The sequence below is a fragment of the Streptomyces sp. NPDC090045 genome (assembly GCF_044747975.1).
Taxonomy (GTDB): Bacteria; Actinomycetota; Actinomycetes; order Streptomycetales; family Streptomycetaceae; genus Streptomyces.
This window is the reverse complement of record NZ_JBIVFA010000008.1, coordinates 119,538-133,971: the sequence shown is the minus strand read 5'-3', so window position 1 is coordinate 133,971 and position 14,434 is coordinate 119,538. Positions and strand designations below refer to the sequence as shown.

The 14,434-nt window shown below is 76.0% G+C and carries 10 protein-coding genes; 5 read left to right on the top strand and 5 right to left on the bottom strand.

The genetic code is table 11. The annotated features are described in order from the left end of the window. Positions 1–82 precede the first annotated feature (82 nt). Genes ACIPYQ_RS22140 through cbiE form a run of 3 tightly spaced genes read right to left on the bottom strand, consistent with a single transcriptional unit; the run spans position 83 to position 2,860 of the window. Complete coding sequence (locus tag ACIPYQ_RS22140) at positions 83–850, bottom strand: cobalt-precorrin-6A reductase (RefSeq protein WP_401253711.1); 768 nt, start codon at positions 848–850, stop codon at positions 83–85. After that, on the bottom strand, positions 840–1,589 hold the full coding sequence (cobM, locus tag ACIPYQ_RS22135) for a precorrin-4 C(11)-methyltransferase (protein ID WP_401253708.1): 750 nt from the start codon (positions 1,587–1,589) through the stop codon (positions 840–842). The genes ACIPYQ_RS22140 and cobM overlap by 11 nt, the downstream gene beginning before the upstream one ends. Then, a complete protein-coding gene (gene cbiE / locus ACIPYQ_RS22130) occupies positions 1,586–2,860 on the bottom strand; it encodes a precorrin-6y C5,15-methyltransferase (decarboxylating) subunit CbiE (RefSeq protein WP_401253705.1) in 1,275 nt (424 codons plus the stop codon). Before cbiE ends, cobM begins: the two co-directional genes overlap by 4 nt. A 182-nt stretch (positions 2,861–3,042) precedes the next feature. Between cbiE and ACIPYQ_RS22125 the strand changes: the two genes are divergently transcribed. Next, positions 3,043–3,990, top strand: coding sequence for an oxidoreductase (locus ACIPYQ_RS22125; RefSeq protein ID WP_401253702.1), 948 nt, complete (start codon positions 3,043–3,045; stop codon positions 3,988–3,990). 293 nt (positions 3,991–4,283) lie between these two features. On the opposite strand, the gene ACIPYQ_RS22120 is transcribed toward ACIPYQ_RS22125, so the two are convergent. Together ACIPYQ_RS22120 and ACIPYQ_RS22115 are read right to left on the bottom strand one after the other, a co-directional pair. Further along, positions 4,284–4,886, bottom strand: coding sequence for a TetR/AcrR family transcriptional regulator (locus ACIPYQ_RS22120; RefSeq protein ID WP_361754232.1), 603 nt, complete (start codon positions 4,884–4,886; stop codon positions 4,284–4,286). A gap of 125 nt (positions 4,887–5,011) precedes the next feature. Next, positions 5,012–5,983, bottom strand: coding sequence for a trypsin-like serine peptidase (locus ACIPYQ_RS22115; protein WP_401253699.1), 972 nt, complete (start codon positions 5,981–5,983; stop codon positions 5,012–5,014). A gap of 218 nt (positions 5,984–6,201) precedes the next feature. Here ACIPYQ_RS22115 and ACIPYQ_RS22110 point away from each other — a divergent pair, with 218 nt between their 5' ends. From ACIPYQ_RS22110 to ACIPYQ_RS22095, 4 genes are read left to right on the top strand one after another with little or no spacing between them, the layout of a single operon-like run. After that, a complete protein-coding gene (locus tag ACIPYQ_RS22110) occupies positions 6,202–7,482 on the top strand; it encodes a hypothetical protein (protein ID WP_401253696.1) in 1,281 nt (426 codons plus the stop codon). Then, positions 7,479–9,587 carry a hypothetical protein gene (locus ACIPYQ_RS22105; protein WP_401253693.1) on the top strand — a complete coding sequence of 703 codons (2,109 nt, stop codon included), beginning with the start codon at positions 7,479–7,481 and terminating at the stop codon, positions 9,585–9,587. The genes ACIPYQ_RS22110 and ACIPYQ_RS22105 overlap by 4 nt, the downstream gene beginning before the upstream one ends. 33 nt (positions 9,588–9,620) lie before the next feature. Further along, positions 9,621–10,778, top strand: a complete 1,158-nt coding sequence (locus tag ACIPYQ_RS22100; RefSeq protein WP_361754244.1) for a MoxR family ATPase — start codon at positions 9,621–9,623, stop codon at positions 10,776–10,778. Further along, positions 10,775–14,428, top strand: a complete 3,654-nt coding sequence (locus tag ACIPYQ_RS22095) for an SAV_2336 N-terminal domain-related protein (protein ID WP_401253689.1) — start codon at positions 10,775–10,777, stop codon at positions 14,426–14,428. The genes ACIPYQ_RS22100 and ACIPYQ_RS22095 overlap by 4 nt, the downstream gene beginning before the upstream one ends. Positions 14,429–14,434: the final 6 nt, after the last annotated feature.

The following is a 14,434-nucleotide window of genomic DNA, read 5'->3' as shown; positions in this document are numbered from 1 at the left end:
ACGTGACGCCTCGCCCCGGGGCAATCCCTTTTCCCGGGGTGGCGAGCCGCCCCGGGCCGGGATCTCCACCGCCCGGACCGTTTCACTCCACCACGCCGAGCCACCGCAGGGCCGCGGCCACCGAGTCCGCCTCCGCCACGCCCTGCGGCACCGCGGGGCGGCGTACGACCAGGACCGGGATGCCCGCCTCGCGGGCGGCGGCCAGTTTCGGGGCGGTGGCGGAGCCGCCGCTGTCCTTCGTCACCAGGAGGTCGATCCGGTGCCGGGCCAGCAGCTCCCGCTCGTCGTCGAGGGTGAACGGGCCCCGGGCGAGCAGCACTTCGAGCCGCGGCGGCGCCGGTGCGTCCGGCGGGTCCACCGAACGCACCAGGAACCAGGTGTCGGTGAGGTGCGCGAACGCGTGCAGGCCCATCCGGCCGGTGGTGAGGAAGGCGCGGGTGCCGAGGCCGGGCAGCAGCGCGGCCGCATCGGCGAGGGAGTCCGCGAAGGTCCAGTCGTCGGCGGGCTCCGGCGTCCAGCCGGGGCGCCGCAGCGCCAGCAGCGGGACGCCGGTGAGAGCCTCCGCCTCGGAGGCGTGGAAACTCATCCGCTCCGCGAAGGGGTGGGTGGCGTCGACGACGCGCGTGACGTCGTGGGCGACGATCCAGGCCGCGAGGCCCGTGATGCCGCCGAAGCCGCCGATGCGGGTGTCACCGGGCGGGAGCACCGGCGAGGCGACCCGGCCCGCGAGCGAGGTGGTCACATGGACCGAGGGGTCGGGTGCCAGCGCCTCCGCGAGCTGCCTGGCCTCCGTCGTACCGCCGAGGATCAGGACGTGGTGGGCGGGGAGGAACTGCGGTTCAGCAGACATGCCGGTCGCGCTCGGGGGAGTACAGGTGGCTGTCCCGGAACTGCTCCGCACCCAGGGTGCGGCCCACCACGATGACCGCGGTGCGCACCAGGCCGTGCTCCTTCACCTGGGTGGCGATGTCGGCCAGGGTGCCGCGCAGGATCAGCTCGTCGGGGCGGCTGGCCATCGCCACCACCGCCACCGGGCACTCGGCCCCGTAGTGCGGCAGCAGCTCGTCGACGACCCGGTCCACGTAGCGGGTGGCCAGGTGCAGGACCAGCAGCGCGCCGCTGCGGCCCAGGGTGGCCAGGTCCTCGCCGGGCGGCATCGGGGTGGCCTGCTGGGCGATGCGGGTCAGGATCACCGTCTGGCCGACGGTGGGCACCGTAAGCTCGCGCTTGAGGGCGGCGGCCGCTGCGGCGAAGGCCGGTACGCCCGGGACGACCTCGTAGGGGATGCCGGCCGCGTCGAGCCGGCGCATCTGCTCCGCGACGGCGCTGAAGATGGAGGGGTCGCCGGAGTGCAGCCGCGCCACGTCCTTGCCGGCGGCGTGGGCCCGTACGCACTCGGCGATGATCTCGTCGAGGTTCAGCTGCGAGGTGTCGACGAGGCGGGCGTCCGCCGGGCACTCGGCGAGCAGCTCGCGCGGTACGAGGCTGCCCGCGTAGAGGCAGACCGGGGCGGCGGCGAGGGTCCGGGCACCGCGCACCGTGATCAGGTCGGCGGCGCCGGGGCCCGCACCGATGAAGTACACGGTCATGTTCGATCCTTCTCCTTGGATGCGGTGGCCGGCTCGGCAGGCTTCGTCACCGACCACTGGGTGACCGGCATCGCCTGCCGCCAGCCCGTGAAACCGCCGACCGGCACGGCGTGCGCGACCGCGAGTTTCACCAGTTCGCCGCCGTGGCGGCGGTAGCGGTCGGTGAGGACCGCCTCCGATTCGAGGGTGACGGTGTTGACGACGAGACGTCCGCCGGGGGCCAGCGCAGCCCAGGCCGCGTCCAGCAGGCCCGGCGCGGTCAGCCCGCCGCCGATGAACACCGCGTCGGGGGCCGGGAGTCCGTCGAGGGCCTCCGGTGCGGCGCCGACGACCACGCGCAGGCCCGGTACGCCGAGCGCCGCCGCGTTACGGGCGATCCGCGCGGCCCGCTCCGGTACGCGCTCCACCGCCACCGCCCGGCACGAGGGGTGCGTGCGCATCCACTCGATGCCGATGGAGCCGGAGCCGCCGCCGATGTCCCACAGCAGCTCGCCGGGGGCCGGGGCGAGCGCGCACAGGGTCGCGGCCCGGACGTGTCGCTTGGTGAGCTGCCCGTCGTGTTCGTACGCGGCGTCCGGCAGGCCGGGGGTCGCGCCGAGGCGCGGTGCGGCGTGGGCCGGGTCGCGGCGGCAGTCGAGGGCCACCACGTTCAGGGGGTCGCCGGGCGGGCGGTCCCAGCTGTCGGCGCGGCCCTCGTACGCGTCCTCGCGCTCGGAGCCGAGCTGCTCCAGCACCCGCATCCGGCTCGGGCCGAAGCCCCGCTCTCGAAGCAGAGCGGCGATCTCGTTCGGGGACGCCGCTCCGGCGCTGAGCACCAGCACCCGGCGCCCGTCGTGGAGCGCGGCCGCGAGCCGGGCCACCGGGCGGCCGACCACCGTGATCACCTCGGTGTCCTCCACCGGCCAGCCCAGGCGGGCGCAGGCGTACGACACGGACGACGGGTGCGGGTGGACCCGCAGGGACCGTGCCCCGAGCTCCTCGGCGAGGGCGCGGCCGATCCCGTAGAACATCGGATCGCCGCTGGCCAGCACCGCGATCCGGCGCCCCGCGTGCTCGGCCATCAGCTTCGGCACGGCCGGCCGCAGCGGGCTCGGCCAGGCCACCCGCTCACCGGCGCACTCCCCGGCCGGCAGCAGGTCCAGCTGGCGCGGCCCGCCGATCAGCACCTGGGCCGAGGACAGCGCGGACCGCGCGGCGGCGGTGAGCCCGGCCCAGCCGTCGGCGCCGAGGCCGACGACCGTCACGGTTCTGGGGGGCGGTGCGGAGCTCACGGCGCGGTACCTCGGGGACGGGAAGGGGAAAGGCGGCGGACCCGCAGCCTACTGGCCTGCGCATCCGCGGTTCGCGCCCACCCTCGCGCCCACCCTCGCGTGGCCCTCGCGCGGCCCTCGTGACACCTCGTCGAACGCCTGGAGCTACCCTCGGTAACCCACTGCCAACCGAGGGAGTCGCCATGCCCGGCTGGAACGCCAGCAAGATCCCCGACCAGAGCGGCCGGACCGCCGTCGTCACCGGGGCCAACAGCGGGATCGGCTACGTCACCGCCCGCGAGCTCGCGCGGCGCGGCGCCTCGGTCGTGCTGGCCTGCCGCAGCGCCGCGCGCGGGCGCGCCGCGATGGTCCGGCTGCGCGCCGAAGTGCCGGGGGCCGGGGTGGAGTTCATGCCGCTGGACCTCGCCGACCTGGCCTCCGTACGGGAGTTCGCCACCGCGTACGGGCAGCGGCACACCGCGCTGGACCTGTTGGTCAACAACGCCGGCGTGATGGCGCTCCCGTACGGGCGGACCGCCGACGGTTTCGAGACGCAGTTCGGCGTCAACCACCTCGGGCACTTCGCCCTCACCGGGCTGCTGCTGCCCAGGATCCGGGCGGCCGCCCCCGGGGCCCGGATCGTCAACGTCTCCAGCGGCTTCCACGTACTGGGGAGGATCGACGCCGAGGGGGGCGGCCTGGATGCGCTCTCCGGCGAGCACGGCTACCGCCGCTGGATCGCCTACGGCCGCTCCAAGACCGCCAACCTGCTCTTCACGCACGAGCTGGCCCGCCGCTTCACGGCCGCCGGCGCCACGATCACCGCCGCCGCCGCACACCCCGGCTACGCCTCCAGCAACCTGCACTCCGGAGCGTCGAAGCTGGAGGGCCCCACCCTCAACTCGCGCGTGGCGGCCTTCGGTAACGCGGTCGTCGCCCAGCCCACCTCCGCGGGCGCGCTGCCCACCCTCTACGCGGCCACCGCGCCCGGGGTCGGGCAGGACGCTTTCATCGGCCCGCGGTTCGGCTGGCGCGGCGCGCCGGCGCCGTCCTGGCGGGCGAAGTGGACCCTCGACGACACGTCCGGTGAACTGCTCTGGGCGGCCTCCGAGAAGCTCACGGGAGTCTCGTACGCATCCCTGCCGCGCTGATCCCCGCGGGGCCGACCCGCCGGCCGGACAGGGGCGCCGGCACGCTCCCGCGCGGGCGCCCCCGCCATGAGTCCGTCCGCCCCCGGGGCGCCTCCGTCCGCCCCGGCCCGGGCCTGACCCGCGCCCCTCCCGCGCCGGAGACTCGGCGGCATGAGCGACGACGATATGGACAACCACCCAGAAGCCCACGATCACGCGGTGGTCCTCCGGGTGTGGCCGCGGACCCCACAGGTCCAGGACCCCCGGGTCCCTGGTCGTTGCGCGACGCGCACGCTCCCGCGCGAGCGGACGGGTCAGGCCGGGTCGGGGCGGAGGGAGCGCCAGATGTGGTCCGGGAGGTAGCGGGCGGCTTCGGTGAGGTCGATCTCGTAGGTGCTGGACAGCCAGCGGCGGGCGGCCTCGGCGAGGGGGCCCATGACCAGGACCTCGATCACGGGGGCCGGCAGGGGGGCGATCTCGCCGCGCTCCATGCGCACCCCCAGCCACTGCATGATGGCCGCGAACTTCTCCGCCTTGGCCGCGCCGATCTCCTCGGCGTGGGCCACCAGGTAGCCGGAGTAGGCGGAGGCGTGCAGGAACAGCGCCACGTCCCGGTGCTCCTGGGTGAAGGCCAGGTACGACGCCACCCAGGAGCGCACCCCGGTGCGGGCCGTGCGGCACCGGGTGAGCGCGGCGACCATGTCGTCGCACAGCATGTCCATGCACCGGATGTAGAGCGCGGCGGCCAGGCCGTCGAAGCTGCCGAAGTGGTGGTAGAGGCTGCCGAGGCTGACCCCGCTGGCCGAGACGACCGCGTTCACCGTGAAGCCCTGCTGCCCGGACTCGGCGAACACCCGCAGCGCGGTGGTCAGGAGGAGGTCGACGGTGGCTTCGCCGCGTTGTTGCTTGGGAGTCATGCTGCGGTCCCGTCGGTGTGCGTGGTGATGCTGTCCGGAATCTGCGCCACCGAGCGTAGCAAGATCGCGGAACTGGAAGACCTTTCTAGAAAGATCCTTCGTGATTCCTCGCGCCGGCGTGGGGGTCAGGGCGTGCTGGAGCGCTCGTACAGGGTCTTGGTGTCGTCGCCGAAGTAGATGCTGTACGAGGTCCTCTCGTCGCCGCCCCCGTCGCGGCCGCCGATCACCCCGATCAGCGTGCGGCCGTCGGTCAGCACCGGGCCGCCGCTGGTTCCGTTCGGTACGTCCGCACAGTCCAGCCGCAGCTGCGTCGGCCCGGCGGCGACGGCGGTGTTGCGGCACTCCAGCGGCTGCTCGGAGTCGTGCGGGTAGCCCACGAGCCGGGCGGGCGCGGGCAGCCGGGTCCGGAAGGCGATGGTCTCGGCGCCGGTGACGTCCTCCAGCCGCTGGCCGGGGTAGCCGGGCCGGCGCAGCCGGAGGAAGGCGATGTCGTGGTCGGGGTCCTGGTCCTCGGTCCAGCGCGGGTCCACGTCGATCCGGGTGGGCACCCACACGCCGTACGGGGCCAGGCCGTCCCGGTAGCCGGGGGCGAAGGCGAGGTTGGTGCGGAACCCGCCGCCGTACACGCAGTGGGCGGCGGTCGCGATGAGGTCGCCGCCGGGGGAGTGGACCACGACGGCCGAGCAGTGGTGGTCGGGGTCGCCGTCCGAGCCGGGGGAGAAGAGCGCGCCGATCGCGGGCTCGGCGGGGGCGGGCCGGGCCTCCAGCGGATCGGAGGGCTGCCATCCGGCGGTCCGCCAGTCCACCGGGCCGGCGCCGTTGGCGAAGGCCTTGCCGTCCGTGGGCGGCTCCATGGCCTCCCGGACGATCCCGTCCAGCACGGCGGCCGCCGTCTTGTCGGCGCGCTCGGGGTCCTGCCGGTAGGTGCCCAGGGCGGGATCCCCGTCGGCGCGGTTGGCGGCGATGCCGCGCAGCTCCCAGGCGGTGTACCCGAGGCCCGCGAGGGCGAGGGTGCAGAGCAGGCCGACGAGGACGGAGCCCCGTACGCCCCGCCCCCGCTCACGTCCCCGGCTCCGCCCGTGAACCCTGCTGACCATCTGCACTCCCACCCCACCGACACTTCTGACTCTTCGTTCGATGGGGGGACGGCGGCGCGGGTTCCGGGAATCGGACGTGTCCGTGCTCACAGCCGACCGCAGGGCCGTGTGCGCGTCACCCCCGGGCTCCTCGCCGAACTCGCCTTTCCACGCCCCTTGTCACCCACCCGGCGCTATGGTGCGAGCGGGGGCGACTGCACGAGGGGGGCGGGGCGGCGATGCGTTTTCTGTTTGTCCACGGCACGGGGGTACGGCGCGAGCGGCACGACCGGCTCTTCGGCCTGGTCCGGGAGCGGCTGACGGCGAGATTCCCCGACGCGGACGTCGAATCCTGCTACTGGGGCGACCGGTTCGGCGCGACCCTCGGCGCGGGCGGCCGGTCCGTGCCCGGGCTGCGGCCGCCGGGGCCGGACGCCGAGCCCGACCCCGTGGACGCGGAGACGGCCGAGTGGGCGCTCCTGCTCGCCGACCCGCTGTGCGAGCTGCGCGTCCTGGCCGAGGCCGGCTGGGAGGGCCGAGGCGCCGCGGACGGCGGGGGCAGCGCGGACGGCGGGGATGCCGAGGACGACGGCTTCGCGATGCCCGGCGTCCGGTCCGCCGGGGCCCGGGTGCTCGCACTGCTGACCGCGTTACCGCCCGCGCCGCCCCGGACCGGGGACGAACTCGGCGCACTGCTGCACGGCACCGGGCTCGCCGAGGGCTTCGCCGCCGCCCTGGAATCCACCGCCCGCTCCACCGAGGCCGCCCGCGCCGGGGAACGCGCCGCCGGCGAGCCGCAGGCCCGGGAGCTGGCCACCGCCCTCGCCCGGGCCGTGACCGCCGCCGCGCTCGCCCGCGCCGGAGCCGAGGCCGACTGCACCGGCGCCGAACGCGACCGCCTCGTCGAGCTGCTCACCACCCGCCTCGGCGGCGACGCCCGGGTGCCCGGCGCCCGCGCCGCCGCCGTCCTGGGCCGGCTCGCCCTGCGCGTCACCACCCAGCCCCTGCTCAACGCCTGGCGCGGCTCCCTCACCGTCGGCGCCACCCCCGCGCTCGGCGACATCCTGCGCTACCAGGCCCGCGGCCACGACCTGCGCACGTTCCTGCACGCCCGGATCGCCGCCGACCCGGGGCCGACCGTGCTCATCGGCCACAGCCTCGGCGGGATCGCCCTGGTGGACCTCCTCGCCCTCGCCGCAGCCCGCGGCGAGGCCGTCCCCGGGGCGGAACTGCTCGTCACCGTCGGCTCCCAGGCACCCTTCCTCTACGAGCTCGGCGCGCTGACCGCCCTCGAACCGGGCGCGAAGCTCCCGTACGGCTTCCCGCACTGGCTCAACGTCTACGACCGCCAGGACGTGCTCTCCTACCTCGCCGGGCCGGTCTTCCCCGGCGACCCGCGCGTCACCGACCACGAGGTCGGCAGCCGCCAGCCCTTCCCCGCCTGCCACAGCGCCTACTGGAAACAGGACTCCCTCTACGAGCGGATCGAACAGGCGGTGGCCGAGGCGGAGATCGGGTGATCCCCGCCGACTTCCTGCCCCCGGCCCTCGGGCCGCGGCGCACCTTCGCGCTCGTCGCCGGGGTAGAGCGCTACGACATCAGCCACCACTGGAACCTGCGCGGTCCGGCCCGCGACGCCCTGCGCTTCGCCCGCTGGCTGACCGGCCCCGCCGAGGTGCCGGCCGGCAACGTCCGGCTGCTGCTGTCCCCGCTCGACGCGCCCGACGACCTCGACTGGACGGACACGCCCGCCATGGCCGCCCTGCGGACGGCGCACCGCCCGGCGACCGAGGAGAACGTCAAAGCGGTGCTCCTCGACGAACTCCCGCAGTGCGACGGCGACCTGCTGTGGATCTTCTGGGCCGGACACGGCTACCTCGGCCCGCGCCAGGAACTGATGCTGCCCTGCGCCGACGCCCGCCGCGGCCAGATCAGACACCTCAACCTCGACTCGGCGCTGCGCTGGTGGCGGACCGACCTGGTCAAACCCCGCCGCTTCCCGCTCCAGGCCGCACTCGTGGACTCCTGCCGGGTCGACGCGCCCCGCGACGCCCGGTGGAACTTCGGCACCACCGACTACGGCGGCGGCAGTTCGGTGCCGGGCCGCCGGCAGTTCCGGCTCTACGCCTCCCGGGAGGGGGAGGCCGCGCAGAACGACGCCGAACGCGGCGCCGGCCGGTTCACCGAGGCCCTGCTCGGCGAACTCGGGCAGCGCTCCGTGCGCGAGAGCGTCAGCGGACTGCCCGGCGCCGCCCTCAGCATCCACCGCGCCTTCCAGGAGATGCGCGCACGCGGCGAGGGCTGGCAGCTGCCGCAGTTCCTCGTGGACCGGGACTGGGACGCCTGCTCCTTCCTCGACGACGACCTGCCCGGGCCCCGGCTGCCCCGGGCCGCCCGGCTCGACCAGCCGGCCTGGGACGGACTCGGCGCACTCTTCGAGGGCCGCGAGCTGCCGCGCTGCGCCCACGAGGCCTACGCGTGGGCGTTCAAGGCGGCCGGCTGCACCACCCCGGTCCGCGGCGGCCTGCCGGGGGACAGCCTCCTGGAGGTGGTCCAGGACCTGGACGAGCGCCAGGGCGGGCGCGGCGGGATGCCGCTGGCCGTGCCTTTCGTACGGTTCCTCGCGGACCGGGCCGCCGCCGCGGGCGACGCGGACTGGGCGGCCCGGCTGCGGGACTGGGTGCACGCCGCCCGCGAGCGCCTCGCCCTGCCCGCACTGCCCCCGCCCCCGCCTCCCCCGCGCCGGACGGTCGTGCACGTGCGGCTGGAGGCGCCGCCGGACGGCGGGCCCGGCCACCTGGCCCGGATGTGGCTGCACGGCGAACGGGCCGAGCACATATGGGAGTCGGAGGGCGCGCCGGTCCGGCTGGACGCCGTACGGGAGGAGCTCGTACGTCAACTGGCCCTCATCGGAGGGGCGCCGGCGGACGGCGGGGAGGCCGGGCGGCGGACCTACGGCGCGGTGGACCGCATCGAGTTCCACGTGCCGTACGAGCTGCTGGACGCCGACTTCGACCAGTGGCCGGTGCCCCGCGGCCCGGCCGGCCGCCCGCGCGCCCTCGGGCTGCTCCACCAGGTGGTGGTGCGCTGCCCGCAGGAGCGGACGGACACCCGGACCGAATGGCACACCTCCTGGCGCTGGCTGTGCGCCCAGGGCGGCCGGCACCGCGACGCCGTCCGGGTGGTGGACGACTCCGCGGTCACGGACGCGCTCGGGATGGAACTGGCCGGGGGGCCGGCTCCCGCCTGCGTCCTCGCGCACACCACGGCCGCGCCGCACGCCGGACTGCTGGAAGCCGTACTCGAGGGCGGCGTCCCGGTGGCGGTGTGGCGGCGCGGGGGCGGCGCACCGGCGCCCGCGCTCCTCGACCTGCTCGCGCCGGCCGGGCCGGACGGGCGTCCCGACCCCGGCGCGCTCGACGTACTGGCCCTGCCCGCGCGCGTGCGCGAGGTACGCCGGGCGGCCGCGAGCGCCGCGTCGGGAGCCGCGGGCGCCGCCGCGAGCGCCCCGGACGCTCCCGCGGGAGCCGTCCGCGCCGCCCGCCAACCACCTTTGGGGGGAGACCAGTTGGTGCTCCTGTGGGACGATCCCGACGACATGCCGGACCTCCGGTCCCTGGCCTGAACCCCCGACCACTGACAGACCGCGACACCGACGATGGAGGCAGAGGCAGTGGTGAAGGACTGGTGGCTGTACCACGGGAGCGGCCCGGGCGGGGACCGGCGCACCCGCCTGGAGGCCGGATCCCCGCCGCCCTGGCGGGACTTCACCGGCACCCCCGACCCGGGCTACGCGCCCCCCGGGTGCGAGGGGCCGGCCTGGGAACGCACCGTGCTGCGCGGTGCGGGCTACGTACCCGACGAGCCGGAGAAGGACGTGGTCAACACGGCCCTGTACCTGCGCCGGCCGCTGCTCATCACCGGGAAGCCGGGCGTCGGCAAGTCCACGCTCGCCTACAGCATCGCCGCGGACCTGGGCCTGGGGCCCGTACTGCACTGGCCGATCACCAGCCGGACCGTGCTGCGGGACGGGCTGTACCTGTACGACGCCATCGGGCGCCTCCAGGAGGCCGGCCTGGAGCAGCTGCGCCCGCCGGGCGCGCGGCCCGCGACCGCCGCCGGGGAGGCCGGCGCAGTGGAGGCCGCCGCCGGGGCTGCCGTACCGCCCCCACCGGACCCGGCCACCGCCCCCGCCGCCGGCGCGCCGCCCGCCGCCCCCACTGCCCCGTCGATCTCCCGCTACCTGCGCCTCGGACCGCTCGGCACCGCACTGCTGCCGCAGGACCGCCCGCGCGTCCTGCTCGTCGACGAGATCGACAAGAGCGACATCGACCTGCCCGGCGACCTCCTCACCGTCTTCGAGGACGGCGGCTTCCTCATCCCCGAACTCGCCCGGCTCGCCCAGGAGGACCCCACCGTCGCCATCGGCACCGACGACGACCCCGACGCCGCCGTGCGGATCACCCAGGGCCTCGTCCAGTGCCGGTACTTCCCCGTCGTGGTCCTCACCAGCAACGGCGAACGCGACTTCCCGCCCGCCTTCCTGCGGCGCTGCGTCCGCCTCCACCTGGAGCCGCCCGGACCGGAGAAGCTCGCCCGCATCGTGCGCCGCCGGCTGGGCGTCGACATCGAGGACGGCGAGGAGTACCAGGAACTCGTCCAGAGCTTCCTCGACCGCGGCGAGGACGGGGACCTGGCCACCGACCAGCTCCTCAACGCCATCCAACTGCGCCTGGCCGGCGCCTGGTCCGCTCCCGGGGACCGCGACCGCTTCCTCGCCACCGTCATGCAGCACCTGACCGGGCCGACGGCGTGATCGAGAGGCTGCTCGCCGCCTTCGCCGAGGGCGCCGACGACGACGGCGGCCCGCGCACCGGCGTGGGGGCGGAGGAGATCGCCGACATCCTGTGGCTGGCGGCCCGGGTGGACCCGGCCGGGGCCCGCCCGCCCGGTGCGCCGGCCGCCGGCCCCGCGGGCGGGCAGCCTCCGGTCCCCGGACCGCACGCGCCGGAGTCCGCACCGGACACCCCTTCCCCACCCGTGCCCGGCGCCCGGGACGGGGACGAGCCCGCCGTGCAGTTCTTCCCGGCCTCCCCGCGCGAGCCCGCCGGAAAGCCCGACGTCCACGGAAAGCCGGCCGACGCGGCGGGCCGCGGGGGCTCGCCCGTACGGCTGCCGCGGGCCTCCTCGCTCGACGATCCGCTCGCCCTGATGCGCTCCCTGCGCCCGGTCGGCCGGCGCTCCATCGGCGGCCCCGGGGAGGAACTGGACGAACAGCTCACCGTCGAGCGCAGCATCGAGCGGAGGGTGCCGACCCCGGTCCTGCGGCCCGCCGAGAGCCGCTGGCTGGACCTGGCACTGGTCGTCGACACGCACCACTCGATGCTGCTGTGGTCGGACCTCGTGGACGAGCTCCGCCGCGTCCTGACCCGCAGCGGCGTCTTCCGCGACGTACGCACCTGGCAGCTCACCGGCACCGGATCCGGCGCCACCCCGATGGTCACGCAGGGCCGCGGCGGCCCGCCCCGCAACCCGCTCGAACTGGCCGACCCCGCCGGCCGCCGGCTGATCCTCGTCCTCTCCGACACCGTGGCGGGCGGCTGGCGGGAGGCCCCCGTCCAGGGCGTGCTCCGGCACTGGTGCGCGCACAACGCCGTGGCCGTCCTGAACGTCCTGCCCGAACGGCTCTGGACGCGCGGCGCCGTCCGGCCCGTGCCCTTCGCCGTCCGCGCGGACCGGCCGGCGGCGGCCACCCGCTCCTGGCAGCAGGTACCGGCCACCCGGCGGGCCGGCGCCGGCCGCCGCCGCGCCGCCGCCGCAGCGGCCGCGGCCGTCGTGCCCGTGGTCGGCGTCGCCTCGGGAAGCCTGGCCCGGCTGGTGGGCGTGGTCTCCGGGGACGGCCGGTGGCGGCGGCTGGCCTGCCTGCGCCTGGACGCGGAGCCGGGGGCCGCGGGCGCCCCGGAGGATCCCGCCCCCGCCGGCGCCCGCGGCGCCCTGGACGTCGTGGAACGCTTCCGGGCGAGCGCCTCCCCGACCGCGCAGCAGCTCGCAGCCCACCTGGCCGCCGTACCGCTGACCCTGCCGGTCATGACGCTCGTCCGGCGCTCCCTGCTGCGCGACTCGGAGCACGGCCACCTCGCGGAGGTCGCCCTCGGCGGGCTCTTCGCCCCCTGGGGCGCCGAACAGGACGCCGAGGAGGTGGAGTTCGAGTTCCTGCCCGGCGTGCGCGAAGCCCTGCTCGGCTCGCAGCTGCGCGGGGACGTGGCCGCCGTACGGGAACTGGTGCGCCGCCGCGTCTGGGAGTTCATGTCCCGCAACCGGAGCACCGGCCCGGACTTCTCCGCGGTCCGGGTCACCGCGGGCCGGGCCGGCCGCCGCCGCGTGGCCGACGGCGCCCTGCCCTTCGCGGCCGGGCCGCCGCCGGATCCCGAACCGGGCCTGCGGGACAGGGTCGTACGGGTCCGGTACGAAGGGGCGCCGGAGCCCCAGGAGGTCGGCACGCTCCTGGCGCCCCGGCTGGTGCTCACGGTCGGCGACGCCCCGCTCTCCAGGGGCGCGGTCGCCTGGGTGCGGGCCGGGGCCCGGGAGGTGTCCTGCTCCCCGGTGTGGTGGGACGACGGGCAGCCCCGGGTGTCCCTGATGGCGGCCGACGAGGACCTGGCGGATCCGGCCGCGTGGCTGGAGCCACTGCCCTGGGCGGGAGCGGAAGCGGACGCGGGGGCGGGGAGGGTCCGGGTCGACGGCCGTACGGACCGCGGGGAACCGGTCGCGCTGACGGGCGAGGTGGTCCCGGACGGCGGCGCCCGCAACGGCGAGCTGGTCCGGCTCTCCGCCGAGCCCGAGAGCTGGACGCACTACCGCGGCGGCCCCGTCTCCCGCGACGGTGCGCTGATCGGTGTCGTGCACGGGGTCTGGCCCGACCGCATGGTGTTCCTGTCGGGCCGCGCCCTGCGGGAACAGCCCGGCTTCCGGGAGGCCATGGCCGAGCACGAACCGGTACACGCGCCGGAGGACTCCGGCGTGTGCCTGGCGGTGCGGCCCGGTGACGACGGCGTGTACCCGGTCGGAAGCTCGCCGGAAGCGGAGATGAGAGACCTTGTGGTGCAGCTCACGGGGGCCGCGGGCGTCAGAGTCCGGCTGGTCGCCGCCGCGGACGGCGTGCCGACGCTCGTGCTGCTGGACGCGCCGGGGGCCCTCGGCAAGGCCGGCCAGCTGCTGTCCGAACTGCCCGCGGCCATGGCCCTGTTCGCGAGCCGGAGGATGGACGGGCGGCCCTTCTCCCTCGGCGTGGGTGTGGCCGCGGGGCCCACGGAAGGCCTCCCGGAGGGGACCCCCGTCATCACCTGGCCGACCGCGTCCGAGGCCGTCCGGGTCCTCCGCCAGGTGGACCGGACCGGGTCGGCGCCGTGGCCCCTCGCCGTGGCCCTGTCCCCTTCCGTGTACGAGGAACTCGCCGAGCTGGTCGGTCCCACGGTGCTGCTCACCCTCGTGCCGATCGGCGGCGGGGCCGAGGGCTGGGTGTGCACCGGCGACCCCGTCGAACTGGGCCTCGCCCTGACGGAGGCCGGTGAGCTCCAGGGCGGGGACATCGACTGGCCGGTCTGCGGCCGGCGTTCCGTGCAGTCCCTTCCCACCCCGTGCACGGGGATCCGGCTGCCCGGGTACGACCGGTGCCTGGCCCATCTGGAGAGCGCGGAGCAGCGGGCCTACCTCGAGACGCTCGAACCGGGGTCACCTCTGGACCTGCGGGGCACCACCTTTGAGCGCGGACTGCTCCAGGAGGTCCTGGAGGCGGTGCGGCAGCCGAGTTCGCGGCGCGTGCGGCTCGGCGCGGCCGATTTCGACCGGGCCCACTTCGTGGACGACTGGAACACGGTGGACGCCGAGTTCTCGGGCCGCGCCTCCTTCTCCCGGGCCGTGTTCGCCGGCCGGGCCGTGTTCGTGCGGACCGCCGTCGCGGGGCGGGCCTCCTTCACCGGTGCGGTCTTCCACGGGGTCGCCGTCTTCGACAGGAGCCTCTTCCAGCGCGCGGGTACGTTCCGCCGTACGGTCTTCCGCGGCTCGGCGGAGTTCACGGACACCGAGTTCATCGAAGGGGTCTCCTTCGGCCAGGCCGCGCTGGAGGCCCCGGCGGACCTGAACGGGATGCGGGTGACCGGGACAGCGGACTTCTCCCGCGCCGTCTTCGGCGGCCCGGCCGGGCTGAGCGGTGCCGACTTCGCCGGACCGGTCTCCTTCTCGTCCGCCGTGTGGGAGCGCGGGCTGGTCTCCAGCGGCGCCGTGTTCCACGGACCGGTCGACTTCGGAGACGCCGCCTTCCGGGGCCGGGTCCGCTTCGAGGGCGTGCGCTTCGAAGCGAACCCGGACGCCCTGCCCCCCTTCACCGACCAGCCCGAGCGCTGGGCGGCCGGCCGACGTCTGGACGGAACGTGGGACATCCGCCTGCTCGACGCCGGGGAGAAGTGAGACCCC

Bases quoted from the DNA above. Each gene is read 5' to 3' on its own strand.
- ACIPYQ_RS22125 (WP_401253702.1), top strand. From the start codon at position 3,043: ATGCCCGGCTGGAACGCCAGCAAGATCCCCGACCAGAGCGGCCGGACC.
- ACIPYQ_RS22100 (WP_361754244.1), top strand. From the start codon at position 9,621: ATGGAGGCAGAGGCAGTGGTGAAGGACTGGTGGCTGTACCACGGGAGC.
- ACIPYQ_RS22115 (WP_401253699.1), bottom strand. From the start codon at position 5,983: ATGGTCAGCAGGGTTCACGGGCGGAGCCGGGGACGTGAGCGGGGGCGG.
- cobM (WP_401253708.1), bottom strand. From the start codon at position 1,589: ATGACCGTGTACTTCATCGGTGCGGGCCCCGGCGCCGCCGACCTGATC.
- ACIPYQ_RS22140 (WP_401253711.1), bottom strand. From the start codon at position 850: ATGTCTGCTGAACCGCAGTTCCTCCCCGCCCACCACGTCCTGATCCTC.
- ACIPYQ_RS22110 (WP_401253696.1), top strand. From the start codon at position 6,202: ATGCGTTTTCTGTTTGTCCACGGCACGGGGGTACGGCGCGAGCGGCAC.
- ACIPYQ_RS22120 (WP_361754232.1), bottom strand. From the start codon at position 4,886: ATGACTCCCAAGCAACAACGCGGCGAAGCCACCGTCGACCTCCTCCTG.